General features: G+C 69.1%; 13 protein-coding genes. 6 read left to right on the forward strand and 7 right to left on the reverse strand.

Features of this window, described 5'->3' with window-relative positions:
• Positions 1 to 11: 11 nt before the first annotated feature.
• The 4 genes from urtD to urtA form a co-directional block, all read right to left on the reverse strand.
• On the reverse strand, positions 12 to 803 hold the full coding sequence (gene urtD, locus MFF64_RS24835; RefSeq protein WP_099899801.1) for an urea ABC transporter ATP-binding protein UrtD: 792 nt from the start codon (positions 801 to 803) through the stop codon (positions 12 to 14).
• Positions 800 to 1,954, reverse strand: coding sequence for an urea ABC transporter permease subunit UrtC (gene urtC / locus MFF64_RS24840; protein WP_099899803.1), 1,155 nt, complete (start codon positions 1,952 to 1,954; stop codon positions 800 to 802). Before urtC ends, urtD begins: the two co-directional genes overlap by 4 nt.
• Positions 1,955 to 1,956: 2 nt before the next feature.
• Positions 1,957 to 3,546, reverse strand: a complete 1,590-nt coding sequence (urtB, locus tag MFF64_RS24845) for an urea ABC transporter permease subunit UrtB (protein ID WP_099899805.1) — start codon at positions 3,544 to 3,546, stop codon at positions 1,957 to 1,959.
• Positions 3,547 to 3,851: 305 nt separating this feature from the next.
• On the reverse strand, positions 3,852 to 5,144 hold the full coding sequence (gene urtA / locus MFF64_RS24850; RefSeq protein ID WP_099899809.1) for an urea ABC transporter substrate-binding protein: 1,293 nt from the start codon (positions 5,142 to 5,144) through the stop codon (positions 3,852 to 3,854).
• A gap of 261 nt (positions 5,145 to 5,405) precedes the next feature.
• Here urtA and MFF64_RS24855 point away from each other — a divergent pair, with 261 nt between their 5' ends.
• Positions 5,406 to 7,070 (forward strand): alpha-amylase family protein, encoded by a 1,665-nt coding sequence (locus MFF64_RS24855; RefSeq protein ID WP_238192698.1) that lies wholly within the window; start codon positions 5,406 to 5,408, stop codon positions 7,068 to 7,070.
• Positions 7,071 to 7,313: 243 nt separating this feature from the next.
• Here the strand turns inward: MFF64_RS24855 and MFF64_RS24860 are convergent, their stop codons facing one another.
• Together MFF64_RS24860 and MFF64_RS24865 are read right to left on the reverse strand one after the other, a co-directional pair.
• Entirely contained in the window at positions 7,314 to 7,574 is a 261-nt protein-coding gene (locus MFF64_RS24860) for a helix-turn-helix domain-containing protein (protein ID WP_099901265.1), read from the reverse strand.
• 453 nt (positions 7,575 to 8,027) lie between these two features.
• Positions 8,028 to 9,059 (reverse strand): cysteine synthase A, encoded by a 1,032-nt coding sequence (locus tag MFF64_RS24865; RefSeq protein WP_238192699.1) that lies wholly within the window; start codon positions 9,057 to 9,059, stop codon positions 8,028 to 8,030.
• Positions 9,060 to 9,272: 213 nt separating this feature from the next.
• On the opposite strand from MFF64_RS24865, the gene MFF64_RS24870 reads away from it, so the two are divergent.
• Positions 9,273 to 12,764, forward strand: coding sequence for an indolepyruvate ferredoxin oxidoreductase family protein (locus tag MFF64_RS24870; RefSeq protein WP_099907914.1), 3,492 nt, complete (start codon positions 9,273 to 9,275; stop codon positions 12,762 to 12,764).
• A 172-nt stretch (positions 12,765 to 12,936) separates the two neighbouring features.
• Here the strand turns inward: MFF64_RS24870 and MFF64_RS24875 are convergent, their stop codons facing one another.
• Positions 12,937 to 13,563 (reverse strand): TetR/AcrR family transcriptional regulator, encoded by a 627-nt coding sequence (locus MFF64_RS24875; protein WP_099907912.1) that lies wholly within the window; start codon positions 13,561 to 13,563, stop codon positions 12,937 to 12,939.
• A gap of 67 nt (positions 13,564 to 13,630) precedes the next feature.
• On the opposite strand from MFF64_RS24875, the gene MFF64_RS24880 reads away from it, so the two are divergent.
• The 4 genes from MFF64_RS24880 to MFF64_RS24895 all read left to right on the forward strand — a co-directional run bounded on the left by MFF64_RS24880 (position 13,631) and on the right by MFF64_RS24895 (position 19,430).
• The gene (locus MFF64_RS24880; protein WP_099907911.1) at positions 13,631 to 13,885 is read left to right on the forward strand and encodes a hypothetical protein; all 255 of its coding nucleotides are present in this window, start codon (positions 13,631 to 13,633) and stop codon (positions 13,883 to 13,885) included.
• Positions 13,886 to 14,099: 214 nt separating this feature from the next.
• Positions 14,100 to 15,206, forward strand: a complete 1,107-nt coding sequence (locus MFF64_RS24885; protein WP_099907909.1) for an efflux RND transporter periplasmic adaptor subunit — start codon at positions 14,100 to 14,102, stop codon at positions 15,204 to 15,206.
• Positions 15,203 to 16,282 carry an efflux RND transporter periplasmic adaptor subunit gene (locus MFF64_RS24890; RefSeq protein ID WP_099907907.1) on the forward strand — a complete coding sequence of 360 codons (1,080 nt, stop codon included), beginning with the start codon at positions 15,203 to 15,205 and terminating at the stop codon, positions 16,280 to 16,282. Before MFF64_RS24885 ends, MFF64_RS24890 begins: the two co-directional genes overlap by 4 nt.
• A gap of 64 nt (positions 16,283 to 16,346) precedes the next feature.
• Complete coding sequence (locus tag MFF64_RS24895; protein ID WP_099907905.1) at positions 16,347 to 19,430, forward strand: efflux RND transporter permease subunit; 3,084 nt, start codon at positions 16,347 to 16,349, stop codon at positions 19,428 to 19,430.
• Positions 19,431 to 20,171: the final 741 nt, after the last annotated feature.

Genomic DNA, 20,171 nt, shown 5'->3' on the forward strand with positions numbered 1-20,171 from the left:
GGAAAAAATCCTCAGCGGCCGAGATAGACCTCGACCACCCGCGGGTCGGCCGAGACGGAATCGATCGAGCCCTCGGCCAGCACCGCGCCCTCGTGCAGGCAGGTGACGCGGCACTGCAGCGCCCGCACGAAGTGCATGTCGTGCTCGACCACGATCACCGCGTGGTCCTTGGCGATGCGGCGCAAGAGCGTCGCGGTCGCCTCGGTCTCGGCATCGGTCATGCCGGCGACCGGCTCGTCGACGAGGAGGAGCTTGGGGTCCTGCGCCAGCAGCATGCCGATCTCGAGCCACTGCTTCTGGCCGTGCGAGAGATCGGCCGCCGGCCGTCCCCGGTGGGCGATGAGACCCACGGTCTCCAGGATCGCGTCGATCTGCGCCCGCTCGACCCGGTTGCGCCAGCCGAACAGCGAGGCGGTCGCGGCGCGGGGGCCTTTCAGCGCCAAGAGGATGTTGTCGGCGACGGACTGGCTCTCGAACACCGTCGGCTTCTGGAACTTGCGGCCGATGCCGAGCTCGGCGATCGCCGCCTCGTCCATCCGGGTCAGGTCGTGCACGCCGTCATAGATCACCTGGCCGGTATCGGGCCGGGTCTTGCCGGTGATGCAATCCATCATCGTGGTCTTGCCGGCGCCGTTCGGACCGATGATCGCCCGCATCTCGCCGGGCATCAGGGTCAGGGACAGGCCGCGCAGGGCCCGGTAGCCGTCGAAGGTGACCTTGATGTCGTCGACGTAGAGCAGGGCCTGGGTGAGGCGCTTCTCGTGCACCGGGTCGGAAACGGGCAGAGCCATCGCCGCGCTCATGATCCGCGGCCCTCCTCGGCGAGTGCAGGGGGAATGTCGCCCGGCTTCGGGCCAGGCAGGCGGGCCTTGGCGCGGCGCGAGCCGAGCCGCTCGGTCAGGGTGCCGAGGATGCCCTTGGGCAGGAACAGGGTGACGACGACGAAGAGGGCGCCCAGCGCGAACAGCCAGGCATCCGGCATCGCGCCGGTGAGCAGCGTCTTGGCGTAGTTGACCAGCACCGCGCCGAGCGCCGCGCCGACGAGGGTGCCGCGGCCGCCGACCGCGACCCAGATCACCGCCTCGATCGAGTTGGCGGGGGCGAATTCGGACGGGTTGATGATGCCGACCTGCGGCACGTAGAGGGCACCGGCCACCCCCGCCATCATCGCCGAGACCGTGAAGGCCAGGACCTTGTAGTGCGCCGTGCGGTAGCCGAGGAAGCGGGTGCGCGATTCCGCGTCGCGGATCGCGATCAGCACCTTGCCGAAGGCCGAGGTCGTCATGAACCGGGCGACGAGGTAGGCGAGGCCTAACGCCAATGCGGTCAGGACGAACAGGGCGACGCGGGTGCCTTGCGCCTGGACGTTGAAGCCGAGGATGTCCTTGAAGTCGGTCAGCCCGTTGTTGCCCCCCAACCCCATGTCGTTGCGGAAGAAGGCGAGCATCAGCGCGAAGGTCATCGCCTGGGTGATGATCGACAGGTAGACGCCGGTCACCCGCGAGCGGAAGGCGAGCCAGCCGAACACGAAGGCGAGGATGCCGGGCACCAGCAGCACCATCACGGCGGCGAAGGGAAACCAGTCGAAGCCGTGCCAGTACCACGGCAGCGACTTGTAGTTCAGGAACACCATGAAGTCGGGCAGGATCGGGTTGCCGTAGACGCCGCGCGGCCCGATCTGGCGCATCAGGTACATGCCCATCGCGTAGCCGCCGAGCGCGAAGAACGCGCCGTGGCCGAGCGAGAGGATGCCGCAATAGCCCCAGACGAGGTCGAGGCTGAGCGCCAGGATCGCATAGGCGAGGTACTTGCCCATCAGCGAGACGGCGTAGGTCGGCACGTGCAGCGCCGATCCCGGCGCGGTGAGGAGGTTGAGGGCCGGAACCACGAGGCAGGCCAGCGCCAGCACGCCGAGGAAGATCCAGCCGGGCTTGTCGATGCGGGAGACGAGCATGGTCAGGCCTCCACCGCCCGGCCCTTGAGCGCGAACAGGCCGCGCGGCCGCTTCTGGATGAACAGGATGATGAAGACGAGGAGCAGGATCTTGCCGAGCACCGCGCCCGCGTAGGGCTCGAGGAACTTGTTGGCGACGCCGAGCGTCAGCGCCGCCACCAGCGTGCCCCACAGGTTGCCGACGCCGCCGAACACCACGACCAGGAACGAATCGATGATGTAGCCCTGGCCGAGATTGGGCGAGACGTTGTCGATCTGCGACAAAGCCACGCCCGCCACGCCGGCGATGCCCGAGCCGAGGCCGAAGGTGAAGGCGTCGATCCAGGGGGTGCGGATGCCCATGGCGGCGGCCATGCGGCGGTTCTGGGTGACGGCACGGGTCTTCAGGCCGAACGAGGTCGCCTTCAGGATCAGGTTGAGGGCGACGAAGACGGCCATCGCGAACACCACGATCCACAGCCGGCCCCAGGTGATCGAGAGGCCGAACAGGTCGAAGGCGCCGGACATGTAGGACGGCGCGCCGACCTCGCGGTTGGTCGGCCCGAAGACCGAGCGCACCGCCTGCTGCAGGATCAGGCTGATGCCCCAGGTGGCGAGCAGGGTCTCGAGCGGCCGGCCGTAGAGGTGGCGGATGACGCTGCGCTCGATCAGGATGCCGACGGCGCCGGCGACCAGGAAGGCGAGCGGGATCGCGATCGGCAGCGACCAGTCGAACAGGCCGGGGGCCTTCTGGCGGATCAGTTCCTGCACCAGGTAGGTGGTATAGGCGCCGAGCATCACCATCTCGCCGTGGGCCATGTTGATGATGCCCATCACCCCGAAAGTGATGGCAAGGCCGATGGCGGCGAGGAGCAGCACCGAGCCGAGGGACACGCCGTACCAGGCGTTCTGCACGTTCGCCATCAGCGCCTGGCGGGTCTCGATCGCGGAGACGCCGCGGGCGGCGGCGTCGCGCACGCTCTGGGCGGGATCGGCCGAGAGACCGCGCAGGATCCCCAGCGCCTCGCTGTCGCCGCGGCCCTGGATCGTGTCGACGGCCGCGAGCCGGTCGATCTCGGAGGCGCCGGGCTTCGCCAGCAGCGCCGCGGCGCGGGCCTCCTGCAGGCTGCGCTTCACGCCCGCATCCGCCTCGCGGGCGAGCGCCGCGTCGAGGGCCGGGAGGGCGGCGGCGTCGCGGGCCTTGAACACCGCGTCGGCGGCTTTGCGGCGGGTGGCGGCGTCGGGGGCGAGGAGATTCAAGGTGCCGAGCGCCGCGTCGATGGCGCGCCGCACCCGGTTGTTGACCCGCACGGGCTTCAAGCCGTCCAGGCTCATCGCCGCGCCGGTGCGGGCATCGGTGACGGTCGCGCCGTCCTTGATCGCCAGTACCTTGTCGTCCGGGCGGTAGAGCAGGCGGTTGTCGGCGAGCGCGCGCAGGACCGCACCGGCCTTCGAATCGCCGCTGGTGGCGAGCGCGGCGATGCCGGCCTCGATGTCGGAATAGCTGTCGCTGGCGAGCCGCGCATAGGCGGCGTCGGGCCCGGTCTGCGCCGCGGCCGAAAGGGCCCAGGCGGTGCACCAGGCGACGAGGAGAAGGACGAGGCAGCGGCGCATTCAGAGATGTCCGAGGTGTAGAAACATGCGAGGCGGTCGAGGTGGTGGCACCCATCGTTTCGGGCACCCACCCCTTTCCCGGACGACTGCAGAGTCAGCGGAAGGAGATCCGGGATCCAGCCGTAAGACTCGCCGCGAAGCGGCTCTGAACGCAGCAACGTTGCAGACAGGCGGACGCTTCGCGAGTTCTTGTGCTGGATCCCGGATCTCCTTCCGCTTCGCTGCAGTCGTCCGGGAAAGGGGAGCCTGGAGGCATCCCCTCGTGGCCCCTCCCCGTCCGGGGAGGAGCCTTGGCGTCACGCGCTTTAAGCGCCGCCGCACTTCTTCGTCTTGGTGTTGTAGTTGCCGCACTTGAGCTGCACCCAGTCGGCCTCGAGGTCCTTCGAGCCTTCGAGCTGCTTCGACCACGCCTCGCCGGGGATGAGCTCCTTGGTCTTCCACACCACGTCGAACTGGCCGTTCGCCTCGATCTCGCCGATGAAGACCGGCTTGGTGATGTGGTGGTTGGTCAGCATCTTGGCGGTACCGCCGGTGAGGTTCGCCTGCTCGATACCGGGCAGCGCGTCGATCACCTTGTCCGGATCGGTGGTGCCGGCCTTCTCGACCGCCTTCACCCACATGTTGAAGCCGATGTAGCTCGCCTCCATCGGGTCGTTGGTGACGGCCTTGGGGTTCTTCTTGAACGCCTGCCAGCGCTTGATGAACGCCTCGTTCTCCGGAGTCTTGACCGACTCGAAGTAGTTCCACGCGGCGAGGTGCCCGACGAGCGGCTTGGTGTCGATGCCAGCCAGCTCCTCCTCGCCGACCGAGAACGCCATCACCGGGATGTCGGTCGCCTTGATGCCCTGGTTGCCGAGTTCCTTGTAGAACGGCACGTTGGCGTCACCGTTGACGGTCGAGACCACCGCGGTTTTCTTGCCGGCCGAGCCGAACGCCTTGATCTTCGACACCTCCGTCTGCCAGTCCGAGAAGCCGAACGGGGTGTAGTTGATCATGATGTCCTCGTCCTTGACCCCCTTGGACTTGAGGTAGGCTTCGAGGATCTTGTTGGTGGTGCGCGGGTAGACGTAGTCCGTGCCCTCCAGCACCCACCGCTTCACGCTGCCGCCGTCCTCCGACATCAAGTAGTCGACCGCCGGGATCGCCTGCTGGTTCGGCGCTGCGCCGGTGTAGAACACGTTGCGCTCGCTCTCCTCGCCCTCGTACTGGACGGGGTAGAACAGGATGTTGTTGAGCTCCTTGAAGACCGGTAGCACCGACTTGCGCGACACGCTGGTCCAGCAGCCGAACACCGCCGAGACCTTGTCCTTCGCGATCAGCTCGCGGGCCTTCTCGGCGAAGAGCGGCCAGTTCGAGGCCGGATCGACCACCACCGCCTCGAGCTTCTTGCCGAGGACGCCGCCCTTCTTGTTCTGCTCCTCGATGAGCATCAGCATGACGTCTTTGAGCGTCGTCTCGGAGATCGCCATCGTGCCCGAGAGCGAGTGCAGGATGCCGACCTTGATGGTCTCCTGCGCCGAGGCGACCGTGCTCGCCAGCGTGCCGAGCGCCAACCCGCCCGCGACCGTGGCGCGCGAGAGCCAACCCTTCCACGTCATGTTCATCGTCTCCCTGGGCCGCTACGGCCGCACGCCATTCCGCAAAGCCCGTGCCACAGGGATTTTCGAAAAGGTTCCCGGGGATTCAGGCTCAAATTGTGGGCATGAGCCGGATTTCGGAGCCGATCGCCTGTTTTTTGGCATCAACCCTGCACCCTCAGGCATCACCCTGCCCATCCATGCGCCAAAGCTACGCTTGGAGCACGTCTGCCCTAGGTGTTTTTTTCAGGCCCGAGTGGTCGGGGGCGAAGGAGAGCCGGGGTGATCGAGGACCTCTGGTACAAGAACGCGGTGATCTACTGCCTCTCGGTCGGCTCCTTCATGGATGCCAACGGCGACGGCATCGGCGACTTCGAGGGGCTGGAGCGGCGCCTCGATTATCTGCTCGGCCTCGGGGTGACGGCGATCTGGCTGCACCCGTTCCAGCCCTCGCCGAACCGCGACCACGGCTACGACGTGGCCGATTACTACGGCGTCGATCCGCGCTACGGCACGCTCGGCGACTTCGTGGCCTTCACCCATGCCGCCAAGCAGCGCGGCATGCGGGTGCTGATCGATCTCGTGGTCAACCACACCTCCGACCAGCATCCCTGGTTCCAGGCCGCCCGCTCCGACCCCAATGCCCGCACCCGCGACTGGTACGTCTGGTCGAAGACCAAGCCGCCGCACGCCGACCAGGGCATGGTGTTCCCGGGCGTGCAGAGGAGCACCTGGAGCTACGACAAGGACGCCAAGGCCTGGTACTTCCACCGCTTCTACGACTTCCAGCCCGACCTCAACACCGCCAACCCACACGTCCAGGCCGAGATCCTGAAGATCATGGGATTCTGGATCCAGCTCGGCGTGTCGGGCTTCCGGATGGACGCGGTGCCGTTCGTGATCGCCGAGAAGGGGCCGGAGGTCACAGGGGAGCCGCGCGAGCAGTTCGAGCTCCTGCGGCTCTTTCGCGAGTTCCTGCAATGGCGCCAGGGCGACGCGATCATCCTGGCCGAGGCCAACATCCTGCCGCGCCAGGACCTCGATTATTTCGGCGACGACGCCGACCGCATGCACATGATGTTCAACTTCCAGGTCAACCAGGCCTTGTTCTACGCCCTGGCCTCGGCCGATGCGCGCCCGCTGGCGAAGGCGCTGCAGAAGACCTGGAACCGGCCGCCCTCGGGCCAGTGGGCGATCTTCCTGCGCAACCACGACGAGCTCGACCTCGGCCGGCTGACCGAGAAGCAGCGCCAGACCGTGTTCCAGGCCTTCGGGCCCGAGCCCGACATGCAGCTCTACGGCCGCGGCATCCGCCGACGCCTCGCGCCGATGCTCGGCGGCGACCGGCGCCGGATCGAGCTCGCCTACAGCCTGATGTTCACCCTGCCGGGCACGCCGGTCCTGCGCTACGGCGACGAGATCGGCATGGGCGACGACCTCTCGCTGCCGGAGCGCGACTGCGCCCGCACGCCGATGCAATGGTCGCCCGAGCCCCAGGGCGGCTTCACGCTGAGCGACACGCCCGAATCGCCGCCGATCCACTCGGGCGCTTACGCCTACTCGCACGTCAACGCGGCGGCGCAGCGCTGCGCGCCGGAATCGCTCCTCAACTGGATGGAGCGGATCATCCGCATGCGCAAGGAGGTGCCGGAGATCGGCTGGGGCGACTTCACCGCCCTCGAGACCGGCGATCCGAGCATCCTCGCCCTGCGCTACGACTGGCGCAACAACTCGGTCCTCTGCCTGCACAACCTCGCGGCTGAACCGAAGGAGGTCACCTTCGCCACTGGCCTCGACGGTGACGGCCGCAACCTGATCGACCTCCTCACCGGCCAGCGCAGCCTGGCCGACGACGACGGCCGGCACCGCGTGTTGATGGAGGGCTACGGCTATCGGTGGTACCGGGTGGGCGGGTTGGATTACCTGCTGCGGCGGAGCGAGATCTGAGGATCGTTTGACTCGGCGGTCATGACATCCGCCGCGTCATTCCGGAGCCGTGGAAGCGGAGCCCGGAATCCAGATGCGCTGATGGTGCAGGATGAAGCGGACGACGTACCGCCTCAGTCGTCCCGACCTGCGTGTCTGGATTCCGGGCCTCGCCTTCGCGGCCCCGGAATGACCCGGAGGGTATGAGATCGGGTATCGCGCTGACCTGGATCCGGGCGCCGGCCCGGATATTATGGAAGCCCCTCAGCCCCCCACTCCCGCCGGCGCCGTCAGCATCCCGGCCTCATCCGGCGAGAACTCCCCTTCCGGCCAGTCGGACCAGACGACGTCGCGGTAGATCGGCAGGCAGACGCCGATCCTCTTGTACTCCGCGATCCGGTTGCGGACCGTGCGGACCGAGACGCCGAGCATCTTGGCGGCGTGGGTGCGGTTGCCGCGGCAACGGATGAGCGTCTCGATGACGAGCTTGCGCTCGGCCTCCGCGAGTGTGGTCGCTGGCGCCATGCTGCTTTTCCTCCTGTGACGAGGGCCCCCGGGCGTATTTGTTCTTGCGACAGGGAAAAGCTGGACAACCAAGGTTAACAAGTCGTTAATGTCACGATCGACCACGATCCGGATAGGCCTTTGCTTGCGACACGCCATGAAAATGGGCAAGCAATACAGTCTTCGTTGGATGGACGAACAGGAGTTGTCGGCAGCAGGAACGGCGCCCGGCCCCGGCATTCGACACCGGCCGGCCGGTGTTATGGAATGCTGTGCGGCCGGATGCCCAGGATCAGCCGGGCTCAAGTCCCGGCGTTATCGCCTGCACCGGTCGTCGAAACCGGCGCGCGGGCCGGCGGAGGGCGCCGATCCGGCGCGGAGGGACGACCAGAGCGACCGCTCCTCACCGTCTCACCTCAGTTACAGCAGCCTGAAATCTTGGCCGGTGAAAAGACAGGAAAATGTCGTGGGAGCTCAGGCGACCAGCCCCGGATCGATCGCCCGCGGGCTCTCGAGCCAGTGCGGCACCGGCAGGTCGCGGGCGCGCAGGAAGCCGGGGTCGAACAGCTTCGAGGCGTAGCGGGTGCCGTAATCGCACAGGATCGTCACGACGGTGTGGCCGGGGCCGAGATGGCGGGCGAGCCGGATCGCTCCCGCGACGTTGATGCCGGACGAGCCGCCGAGGCACAGGCCCTCCTCCTCCAGCAGGCCGAAGACCAGCGGGAGCGCTTCCGCATCCGGGATGGCGTAGGACACGTCCGGCCGGAAGCCCTCAAGGTTGCCGGTGATGCGGCCCTGGCCGATACCCTCGGTGATCGAGTTGCCCGAGGCCTTGAGCGCGCCGGTGGCGTAGAAGGGATGGAGCGCCGAGCCGTCGGGATCGGCGAGCCCGATCGTGACCGCCGGGTTGCGGGCGCGGAGCGCCGCCCCGATGCCGGCGAGCGTGCCGCCGGTGCCTGCCGCGCAGATGAAGCCGTCGACCTGGCCCCCGGTCGCCTCCCAGATCTCCGGGCCGGTCGTGGCGATGTGGGCCTCGCGGTTGGCGAGGTTGTCGAACTGGTCGGCGAAGAAGGCGCCGCCGGGCTCGGTCGCGGCCAGGCGCTCGGCGAGGCGGCGAGCCACCTTCACGTAGTTGTTCGGGTTGGCGAAAGGCACCGCCGGCACCTCGACGAGGTCGGCCCCGGCCAGCCGCAGGGCCTGCTTCTTCTCCGCCGACTGGGTCTCCGGGATCACGATCACGGTGCGATAGCCCCGCGCCGCGCCGACCATGGCGAGCCCGATGCCGGTATTGCCCGCCGTACCCTCGACGATGGTGCCGCCCGGCCGCAAGGTTCCGGCGCGCTCCGCGGCCTCGACCATGAACAGGGCGGCGCGGTCCTTCACCGACTGGCCTGGATTCATGAACTCGGCCTTGCCCAGGATGGTGCAGCCGGTCTCCTCCGAGGCGCGCTTGAGGCGGATCAAGGGCGTGCCGCCGATCGCGGCGAGGATATCGGGGCGGATCATCGCGGGGGCCATCCGTGCAGAGCGGGCGCAGATGCCCGCTGGGGTGAGCGGTGATGCCGCGAAAGCGGGAAACCGGCAAGGTTGGGGTGATTGGAATGCCTCCAGCCCGCGTTGACGGCCGCTCCCAGAAATGTCAGCATTCCTGACTTAATCAGCGTGGTCCCGAGAGGCCGGAGGAACCGGCCCCCACCGCGCGAGGAGGAGGAACACGCGATGGGCCCTGCGACCCCCCCGTCCCTTCGGTCGGTCAGCCTCGACGACAAGTACGACCTCTCCCGCGATCAGGTCTTCGTGACCGGCACCCAGGCGGTGATCCGGATGCTGCTGATGCAGCAGGCCCGCGACCGGGCGGCGGGGCTCAACACCGCGGGCTTCGTCTCCGGCTATCGCGGCTCGCCGATCGGCGGGCTCGACCAGAACCTGGTACGGGCCAAGAAGGTGCTGGATCAGGCCGGCATCGTCTTCCAGCCCGGCCTCAACGAGGAGCTGGCCGCCACCGCGATCTGGGGCGCGCAGCAGGCCGAGATCCGCGGCGAGGGCCGCTACGACGGCGTGTTCGGCCTCTGGTACGGCAAGGGCCCGGGCGTCGACCGCTCCGGCGACGTGTTTCGCCACGCCAACATGGCCGGCACCTCGCGCCACGGCGGCGTGCTGGCGCTGATGGGCGACGATCACACGGCGGAATCCTCCACCGTCGCGCACCAGTCGGAGTTCCACTTCGTCGACGTCATGTCGCCGATCCTGAACCCGGCCGGGGTGCAGGAGATCCTCGATTACGGCCTCTACGGCTACGCGATGAGCCGCTACTGCGGCACCTGGATCGCCTTCAAGTGCGTGAAGGAGAACATCGAATCGACCGCGAGCGTCGATGCCCGCCTCGACCGCGTGAAGATCGTCCTGCCCGATGACTTCCTGATGCCGCCGGGCGGGCTCAACATCCGCACGCCGGACGGCATCCTGGAACAGGAGGCCCGCCTCCAGGACTTCAAGCGCGACGCGATGCTGGCCTTCGTGCGCGCCAACAACCTCAACCGGATCGTGCTCTCGGGCGGGCGCCAGCCGAAGGTCGGCGTCATCACGGTCGGCAAGTCCTATCTCGACGTGCGCCAGGCGCTGGACGATCTCGGCCTCGACGAGGTCAAGGCCAACGACATGGGGCTTCGCCTCTACAAGGTCGCCTGCCCGTGGCCTTTGTCGCGGCGCGAGCTCGCGGCCTTCGCGGACGGCCTCGACCTCGTCATGGTGGTGGAGGAGAAGCGCTCGCTGATCGAGGTGCAGCTGCGCGAGGAGCTGTACGGGTCGAGCCACCAGCCGGTCTGCATCGGCAAGCGCGACGAGGAGGGCCAGTGGCTCTTCCCGGTGAAGGGCGCCCTCGACCCGAACGACATCGCGGTGGCGCTCGGCGAGCGCCTGCTGCGCTACCATCGCAACGACGACCTCGCGGGGCGCGTCGCCCGCCTCAAGGGAGCGCAGGAGCGGCTGGCCGCAACCGCCGACATCGCGGCCCGGATCCCGCATTTCTGCGCCGGCTGCCCGCACAATTCCTCGACCAAGGTGCCGGAGGGCATGCGGGCCTATGCGGGCATCGGCTGCCACTACATGGCGCAATGGATGGACCGCGGCACCGACGGCTTCACCCAGATGGGCGGCGAGGGCGCGAACTGGATCGGGGAGAACAGCTTCTCCAAGCGCGGCCACGTGTTCCAGAACCTCGGCGACGGCACCTACAACCATTCGGGGTCGCTGGCGCTCCGCTGGGCGGTCGATACCGGCACCACCATCACCTACAAGATCCTGTTCAACGACGCCGTGGCGATGACCGGCGGCCAGCCGCACGAGGGCGGGCTCACCGTCGACCGCATCGCCGCGCAGGTGCGGGCGGAGGGCGTCGAGCGCATCGCTCTCGTCACCGACGAGCCGGACAAGTACCCGTCGACGATCCACTGGCCGCACGGGCTCACCATCCACCACCGCGACGAGCTGGACGCGGTGCAGCGGGAGCTGGCCGGCGTGCCGGGCGTCTCGGTGATGATCTACGACCAGACCTGCGCCTCGGAGAAGCGCCGCCGGCGCAAGCGCAACGCGTATCCGGATCCCGACAGGCGGGTGATCATCAACGAGCTGGTCTGCGAGGGCTGCGGCGACTGCTCGGTCCAGTCGAACTGCGTCGCGGTGCAGCCGGTCGAGACCGAGTTCGGCCGCAAGCGCCGCATCGACCAGTCGGGCTGCAACAAGGACTTCTCCTGCGTGAAGGGCTTCTGCCCGTCCTTCGTGACGGTGCACGGCGCCAAGCCGCGCAGCATGCCGGCCGGACTCCCGGCGACGGCGAGCACCGAGGCGCCGGATGCGGGCATCCCCGAGCCCGCGATCCCGGAGATCGCCGGCACCTACAACCTGATCGTCACCGGCGTCGGCGGCACCGGGGTGGTGACGATCGGGGCGATCCTCGGCATGGCGGCGCATCTCGAGGGCAAGGGCCTCGGCATGATCGACATGGCCGGCCTCGCCCAGAAAGGCGGTGCGGTGTTCAGCCACGTGCGCCTCGCCAAAAGCCAGGAGGACATCCACGCCATCCGGGTCGGTGCCGGCGCGGCCGACCTGGTGCTGGGCTGCGACCTCGTGGTCAGCGGCAACCGCAAGGTGCTGTCGGCGATCGCGAAGGGCCGCACCCACCTCGTCGTCAACACTGCCGAGGTGATGCCGGGCGAGTTCACCCGCCGGCCCGACTTCTCCCTGCCGGCCGAGCGGATCAAGCGGGCGATCCGCGAGGCCGCCGGCGCCGAGCACGCCGACTTCACCGACGCGACGAGCCTCGCGGTCTCGGCGCTCGGCAATGCGCTCGCCGCCAACATGTTCATGCTGGGCTATGCCTGGCAGCGCGGGCGCGTGCCGCTGTCGCGGGCGGCCCTCCTCAAGGCGATCGAGCTGAACCGCGAGGCGGTGGCGATGAATCTCGCGGCCTTCGCCTGGGGCCGCCGCGCGGCGGCCGCGCCCGAGACGATGCGGGTGGTCGAGGCCCCTGCTCCGGACCTGGCGCCGGACCTCGACGGCGTGATCGCCAAGCGCGTCGCCTTCCTCACCGCCTACCAGGATGCGGCTTACGCCGCGCGCTACGCGGTTGCCGTCTCGGCCCTGCGGACGCGGGAGGCGGCACTCGTGCCCGGCCAGTCGGCGCTGACCGAGGCCGCCGCCCGCTCGCTGTTCCGGCTCATGGCCTACAAGGACGAGTACGAGGTCGCCCGGCTCTACACCGACGGCAGCTTCCAGGCGCAGGTGGCGCGCACCTTCGAGGATGGGAACCTGCGCTACGAGTTCCACCTCGCGCCGCCGCTCCTCGCCCGCCGCGACCCGGCGACCGGCCGGCCGCGCAAGATGACCTTCGGGCCCTGGATGATGAAGGCCTTCCGCGTGCTGGCCCGGATGAAACCCTTGCGCGGCACGGCCTTCGACCCGTTCGGCTACACGCAGGAGCGGCGCGACGAACGGCGCCTGGTGCGGGACTTCGAGGCCCTGATGGCGGAGGTCGCCCGCGACCTGACGCCGGCGAACCACGCCGCGGCGGTCGGCCTCGCCGGCCTGCCCCAGCGCATTCGCGGCTACGGACCGGTCAAGGCGAAGAACCTCGCGGCGGTAAAGGCGGAGGAGGCGGCGCTGCTCGCGCGGTTCCGCAATCCGGAAACCGCGATGGCGACGGCGGCGGAGTGAGGGGCGATCTCTCGCGTATTGCTTGTTCCGAGCATGCAGAGCTGTCCGGAGAATGAAGAGGCGCGGGTTCCTCCTGTCCCCGCCGACGGGGAGAGGACTTCATCGACCCTGTCGTCGATGAAGTGAGCGCAGCCGGAGCAAGGGTGAGGGGGTGGTTCCGATGGAGCCCCCCTCACCCCTCCCCCTGCGCCAGCCCCCGCTCCATCAAATCCAGGTGCCCCTCCAGATAAGCCGCGCCGTCGAGGGCGTGGTCGTCGCCGAACATCAGCCGCCAGGTGCAGGCCATGATGACGGGGGCGAAGAGCAGGTGGGGGAACTCCTCTGCGGCGGAGGGGCGGAACTCGCCCCGCTCGATCCCGTACCGAACCACGCGCCGCAGGTTCTCCACCGCCGGGCCGATCACCTCGGCGCGCCAGCGATCGGCGAGGTCGGGGAAGCGGCTCACCTCGGCCATCAGCATCCGCAGAATCTCGCGGGCGCGCCGGTCCTCGACCATCTGCGCGTACACGAAGGCGAAATGGGTGCGCAGGATCGCCATCGCGGAACCCTGCGGAGCGGCGGTGAGCGCCGCCAGGTTCTCCTGCGACGGCCGGTTCATCTCCCGCACCGTGGCGAGGAACAGGTCCTCCTTGCTCGGGAAGTACAGGTAGATCGTGCCCTTGGTGATCCCGGCGCGGGCCGCCACGTCGTCGAGCTTCGTCGCGGCGAAGCCCGCGCGGGCGAATTCCTCGAACGCCGCCTCGACGATCTCGCCGGGCCGCTCCTCCTTGCGCCGCCGGCGCTGTCCTGCCACTGCCATCTCGCACCTTATTGACTGCCTGGTCAGTTATTAGTACGAAGCGGGCGTCGCCTTCAAGGAGCGCGCCATGGCCCGCACGGTGATGTGTCTGTCCCGCAATACCGCGCCGCGCCGGCCCGGGTTCACCCGCCTGCCGAACGGCCTCGACCTGCATGCGCCGCCGGTGGAGACCGCCCGCCCGCTGCTGCCGCGGCGGGTGCCGCTCTCAGCGATCGCGCTCCTGCTCTTCGCCCTCGCCGGCTGGGCCGGCCTGCTCGCCTGGACCCGCCTCGACCCGGCGTCGCCCTGCGCCACCTGCCTGGCCGAGCCGGGCCAGCTCTGACGCGACATCCCTTTCCCGGTTCGCCCCGGCGCGCTGCCGGGGCGTCCTCACAGATGCGGGGCGTTCTCTCTTGCAGAACGCCCCGCATCTGGAAGGAGCGGCCGCATCCGCCCCCTCGCGGTCGCTCCTTCACGTCGTTTCCGGCCCGCCTTCCTCTCCACGGCCGCTGCTTCAGGCCCGATCGGTGCGCGCGACCCTCATGAGACCCTCCCCGATGCCGCGGGGCGCCGCCTGCCTGGCCGCCCTGCTCCTCGCGAGCCCGGCAATCGCCGAGGCGCCTTTCCCGGCCAAGGACGAGGCGCCGAGAGCCGCGCTCCGCTCCGCCGCGCTCGCCGAGGTCCGGGTGGTCACCGCCGCGCTCGCGCCGGTCTCCGAACAGGTCGTGCTGACCGGCGACATCCAGGCCAAGTTCCTGAGCAACATCGCGTTCCGGGTCAGCGGCAAGATTCAGGAGCGCCTGGTCGAGGTCGGCGAGCACGTCACCGCCGATCAGGTGCTGGCCCGGCTCGAGCCGCAGGAGCAGCAGGTCAACGTCGATACCGCCCAGGCCGCCGTCGCCTCGGCCGAGGCCCTGCTGACCCAGGCGAAGGTGAGCTTCGAGCGCCAGCAATCGCTGATGCGCAGCGGCTACACCACCCGCACCGCCTACGACCAGGCCGAGCAGACCCTGCGTACCACTCAGGCCTCGGTCGAATCGGCCAGGGCCGCCCTCGGCAATGCCCGCGAGCAATTCTCCTATACCGAGCTGAAGACCGGGGTCGCCGGCATGATCACGGCGCGCAATGCCGAGGCCGGCCAGGTGGTGCAGTCGGGCCAGACCGTGTTCACCCTGGCACAGGACGGGCCGCGGGACGCGGTGTTCATCGTCTCCGAGACGCTGCTCGCCGAGCCGCCGGAGGGCAAGACGATCGACATCATCCTCCTGTCGGATCCGCGGGTGCGCACCACCGGCACCGTCCGGGAGATCTCGCCGGCGGTCGATCCGTCCTCCGGCGGCGTCCGGGTGAAGATCGGCCTGACCAAAGTGCCGCCGGAGATGTCGCTCGGCGCCACGGTGGCGGGGCTCGGCCGCTTCCGCGCCCGGCAATCGGTGAGCCTGCCGTGGAGCGCGCTGTTTCGCTGGCAGGACAAGCCGGCGGTCTGGGTGCTCGATCCGGAAAGCGGCACCGTCGCCCCGAAAACCGTCGCGATCGAGCGCTATGCCGGCTCGGCCATCGTGCTGTCGGACGGCATCGGGCCGGGCGAGCGGGTCGTGGTGGCCGGCATCCAGCTCCTGCGCCCCGGCCAGAAAGTCGTGGTGGTCGGGGAGGACGCGCGATGAGGATCATTCCTGCCCGCTCGCTCGCCCTCCTCATTCTCCTTGTCCTGGCGGGCTGCACGGCGGAGAAGGCCGAGGCGCCGCCGCCGGTGCGCCCGGTGCTCACCACCAGGGTCGAGATCCGCACCGCCGAGACCTTCGGCCCCTTCGCCGGCACGGTCGAGCCGCGCTACCAGACGCAAGGAGGGTTCCGGGTGCCGGGCCGGATGGTCGCCCGCGACGTCTATGTCGGCGACCTCGTGCCGAAGGGCGCGCGGCTGGCCGCCCTCGATCCCACCGTGCTGCAATTCGCCGTCACCCGGGCGCGGGCCGACGTCACCGATGCCGAGGCGCAGCTCGCCAATGCCAGCGCCGTCGAGGCGCGCCAGCGCACCCTGTTCGAGGGCGGCAACGTCACGCAAGCCGCCCTCGACAGCGCGGTGGCGAGCCGCGACACCGCGGCGGCGCGCCTCGCGCAAGGCAAGGCCGCCTTGCAGAAGGCGACCGACGAACTCGGCTACGCCACCCTGAAGGCCGATGTCGACGGGGTGGTGACGGCCTGGAACGCCGAGATCGGCCAGGTGGTGAGCGCCGGCCAGGCCGTGGTGACGCTCGCCCGCCCCGACATCCGCGAGGCGGTGGTCGATATTCCGGACGGGCTGATGGCCGGCATCAAGGCCGGCACCGCCTTCACCGTGACGCTCCAGGCCGCCCCGACCATCACCGCCAGGGGAAAGGTGCGCGAGATCGGGCCGCTGGCCGATCCGGCGACCCGCACCCGGCGGGTGCGCATGACCCTCGTCGACCCGCCCGAGGCCTTCCGCCTCGGTACCACCATCACGGTCGCGCTCGAACGCGCCACCCCGCCGCGCATCACCCTGCCGGCCACCGCCCTGCTGCAGGCGGAGAACCGCGCCAGCGTCTGGGTGGTCGCGCCCGACGGCAAGGCGGTGTCGCGCCGCGACGTCGCGGTGATCTCGCGCGACGACGATACGGTGACGCTCGGGGACGGTCTGAAGGCCGGCGAGACCGTGGTGGTGGCAGGCGTCCACAGCCTCAAGGACGGCCAGGCCGTGCGCCTCGCCACCTCGGGTCTCTGATTTTCCGCGCGCGGCCCGACGCGGCCCGCATCGTAAACCCCGTTTCAGCGCGAGGCCGCGCCCGATGAAGTCGTTCAACCTCTCCGAATGGGCGCTGTCGCACCGCTCCTTCGTCTGGTTCCTGATGGTGGTGGCGATCGTCGCCGGCGCGATGTCCTACCGCAAGCTCGGCCGCGAGGAGGACCCGGCCTTCGCGATCAAGACCATGGTGGTGCAGGCAACCTGGCCCGGCGCCACCATCGCCGACACCCTCGATCAGGTCACCGACCGGATCGAGAAGGAGCTGCAGCAGATCAACGCGGTCGACTACACCCGGAGCTACACCACGCCGGGCCAGGCGACGGTGTTCGTCAACCTGCGCGAGACGACCCCACCGAAGACGATCCCGTGGCTGTTCTACCAGGTGCGCAAGCGGCTGGGCGACATCAAGGGCACTTTCCCGCAGGGCATGCAGGGCCCGTTCTTCAACGACGAGTTCGGCGACGTGTTCGGCAACGTCTACGCCTTCACCGCCGACGGGCTCTCGATGCGCCAGCTCCGCGACTACGTCGAGACGGTCCGCACCCGGATCATCAAGGTGCCGAGCATCGGCAAGACGCAGATCATCGGCGCCCAGGACGAGGTGATCTACCTCGACTTCTCGACCCGCAAGCTCGCCGGCCTCGGCATCGACGTGCAGTCGCTGATCAAGACCTTGCAGGCGCAGAACGCGGTGGCGCCCTCCGGCGTGATCCAGGCCGGGCCGGAGCGGGTCTCGGTCCGCGTCGGCGGCCAGTTCACCGACGAGAACAGCCTGAAAGCGATCAACCTGCGGGTCAACGACCGCTTCTTCCGTCTCTCCGACGTGGCAGAGATCGAGCGCGGCTACGCCGACCCGCCCCAGGCGCTCTTCCGCTACAACGGGAAGCCGGCGATCGGGCTCGCCATCGCCATGCAGGCGAGCGGCAACCTGCTCGAATTCGGCGAGGCCTTGAAGACGCGGATGCGCCAGGTCGAGGGCGAACTCCCGGTGGGGGTGGGCATCCACCTCGTCTCGGACCAGCCGCGCATCGTCGAGGAGGCGGTCGGCGGCTTCACCAAGGCGCTCGTCGAGGCGGTGGTGATCGTGCTCGTGGTCTCGTTCCTGAGCCTCGGGGTCCGGGCCGGCCTCGTGGTCTCGTTCTCGATCCCGCTGGTGCTCGCCATCGTGTTCGTCATCATGGACGTGATGGGGGTTACGCTGCAGCGCATCTCGCTCGGCGCCCTCATCATCGCGCTGGGCCTCCTCGTCGACGACGCGATGATCACCGTCGAGATGATGGTGGCGCGGCTCGAGGCCGGGGACAGCCTGCACAAGGCCGCGACCTTCGCCTATACCTCGACCGCCTTCCCGATGCTCACCGGCACGCTCGTCACCGTCGCGGGCTTCCTGCCGATCGGCTTCAACGGCTCGGCGGCGGGCGAGTACACCTACTCGCTGTTCGTGGTGATCGCGGCCTCGCTCCTCGTCTCCTGGGTGGTGGCGGTCCTGTTCGCGCCGCTGATCGGCGTGAAGATCCTGCCGAAGACCATGAAGGGCCACCACGAGAAGCCGAGCCGCCTGCTGAGCGCCTTCCGGGCCCTGCTGCTGCCGGCGATGCGCTTCCGCTGGATCACGGTCGCGGTCTGCATCGGTATGCTCGGGCTGGCGATCGTCGGCATGGGCCACGTGCAGCAGCAATTCTTCCCGTCCTCCGACAGGCCCGAGGTCCTGGTCGACCTGACCCTGCCGCAGAATGCCAGCATCGCCGAGACCCAGGCGCAGATGGACCGGTTCGAGGCGGCCTTGAAGGGCGACCCCGAGATCAAGCGCTGGAGCTCCTATGTCGGCCAGGGCGCGATCCGATTCTACCTGCCCCTCGACCAGCAATTGCAGAACGCGTTCTTCGGCCAGATCGTGATCGAGACCGTGTCGCTGGAGGCCCGCGACCGCACCATGGCGCGGCTGAATGACCTCGCCCGACGCGACTTCGTCGGCACCGACGTCTTCGTCCATCCCCTCGACCTCGGTCCTCCGGTCGGCCGGCCGATCCAGTACCGGATCAGCGGCCCCGACCTGCAGGTGGTGCGGGCGCAAGCGCTCAAGCTCGCCAACGTGGTGGCGCAGAACCCGCATGTCGGCCTGCCGACCTTCGACTGGAACGAGCCCGGCAAGGTGCTGCGGGTCGAGATTTTGCAAGACAAGGCGCGCCAGCTCGGCGTGACCTCGCAGGACATCGCCGGCATCCTCAACGGCGTGGTCGGCGGCACCACCATCACCCAGGTCCGCGACGCGATCTACCTCGTCGACGTGGTCGGGCGGGCGCAGGGGCCGGAGCGCCGCTCCGTCGACACGCTCCAGAGCCTGCAGGTGCCGACCGCCGGCGGCGCGACGGTGCCGCTCCTGGCCTTCGCGAAGATCCACTACGACCTCGAGCAGCCGATCGTCTGGCGCCGGGACCGGATGCCGACCATCACGGTGCGGGCCGCCATCACCGACACGACCCAGCCGCCGACCGTCGTGGCGGCCCTCGAACCCGCCATGGCACAGTTCCGCAGCGAGCTGCCCGATGGCTACGACCTCGCGACGGGCGGTGCGGTCGAGGAGAGCGCCAAGGGCCAGGGCCCGATCGCCGCGGTGGTGCCGGTGATGCTGCTCGTGATGGCGTTCTTCCTGATGGTGCAGCTCCAGAGCATCCAGAAGCTCTTCCTCGTGTCGAGCGTGGCGCCGCTGGGCCTGATCGGCGTCGTCGCGGCCCTGCTGCCGTCGGGCGCGCCGATGGGCTTCGTGGCGATCCTCGGCATTCTGGCGCTGATCGGCATCATCATCCGCAATGCCGTGATCCTCGTCACCCAGATCGACGAGTTCGAGGCCGAGGGCATGAACCCCTGGGACGCGGTGGTGGAGGCGACCTGCCACCGCATGCGGCCGATCCTGCTCACCGCCGCGGCCGCGAGCCTCGGCATGGTGCCGATCGCCCGCGAGGTGTTCTGGGGGCCGATGGCCTACGCGATGATCGGCGGCATCATTGCAGCGACCTTCCTGACCCTGTTCTTCCTGCCGGCGCTCTATGTCGGCTGGTACCGGATCCGGCCGCAGAAGAAGGACGGGCACCCGGTCGAACCGGCGCACGCTCCTGCGGAGGCGTGAGGGACGCCAGTTCATCGCCGCTTCCCTCCGGGACCCCCGTGGTCCCGCGCGGGACACCGTCCGGAAGATCACGCCGGACGCGACCTCCCGCATCATCGCCTCGGTGGAAGTGGCAAAGGCGCTGCGCGCCCGGGCGAGGACCAGGACTGGCAGCGCGAGCCTGCCCGTCGCGCTCGATCGCCGCGCGGTTCTGCGCGGTTCTGCGCGGTTCTGCGCGGCATCGGTCGGGAAGGCGCGGATAGAACTCAACCCCGGCCCGCATCTCACCGGGGCGGGAGTAGGCGCGGACGTAGCCCATGCCCGACCGTCGTCATCGGCCGTGTCAAGCCGAGATGGTGGGTAGAGCATAGCATGCAGGTCGCCGGTCATGGTGCGATTGTCGTAGCCGCAGCCCGCGCGGGCGAGACGAGGCAGGTCGCGTCGCCATTCACATGGTCTGCGGATAGCCGTGGACGAGTACGACGACCCGCTCGCTCGTGCCGGCGGTGCCGGTAATGGAGCCGCACCCTCGCTCGGCTCGGCCTCAGCCGAATCCCACTCGACGGTCGTCCCAGGTCTCGCGTATCGGCCCCTCCCCTTCCGGTTCGGGCACCCACCTCGGACGACTTTCCGGGCTCAGCCGCCTGCAACGCGCGTCCGGAGACAAAGAAGCCCGCCGGCTTTCGCCGACGGGCTTGTTCATGTGTTTGGTTGCGGGGACAGGATTTGAACCTGTGACCTTCAGGTTATGAGCCTGACGAG

This window comes from Methylobacterium frigidaeris (assembly GCF_022179185.1).
GTDB classification, from domain to species: domain Bacteria; phylum Pseudomonadota; class Alphaproteobacteria; order Rhizobiales; family Beijerinckiaceae; genus Methylobacterium; species Methylobacterium frigidaeris.